Below are 332 nucleotides of genomic sequence, written 5' to 3' on the forward strand. Positions count from 1 at the left end.
GACTACCAGTGGCAGGCTCAGCGCCATTACCATTTCCCCTCCCAGCTCAGGCGCCACTGACGGCTGCTGGCTTGTGTCGTCTGTTCAGTCCAGCGACGCTCACTCAGCTGAAAATAATCCGCATTGCGCAGATCCTGCTGCAGCAGATTATTCACGCTCAGCCGCCACTGGCTATGCGCATGTGCACTGAAGCTCAGGTAAGCATCGAGATGACGGCGTGGCCCGCTCAGCGACAGCATGCCTGCTGTATCGCGATAACGTTCGCTGGATAGATAGGACGCATCAAGGCCCATTTTCCACGCCGGGTTGATCGTGTAATCCAGGCCCAGCCT

Annotated in this window: 1 protein-coding gene; it reads right to left on the bottom strand. The window is 57.8% G+C overall.

What is annotated here, in order from left to right; genetic code table 11:
• Nucleotides 1–26: 26 nt before the first annotated feature.
• Nucleotides 27–332 (bottom strand): hypothetical protein (locus KDM89_RS20965; protein WP_212689762.1); only part of this gene is annotated, 306 nt, incomplete at its 5' end.

Origin of the sequence: Cognatundibacterium luofuense (assembly GCF_018139685.1) — a bacterium.
GTDB lineage: Bacteria > Pseudomonadota > Gammaproteobacteria > Burkholderiales > Burkholderiaceae_D > Undibacterium > Undibacterium luofuense.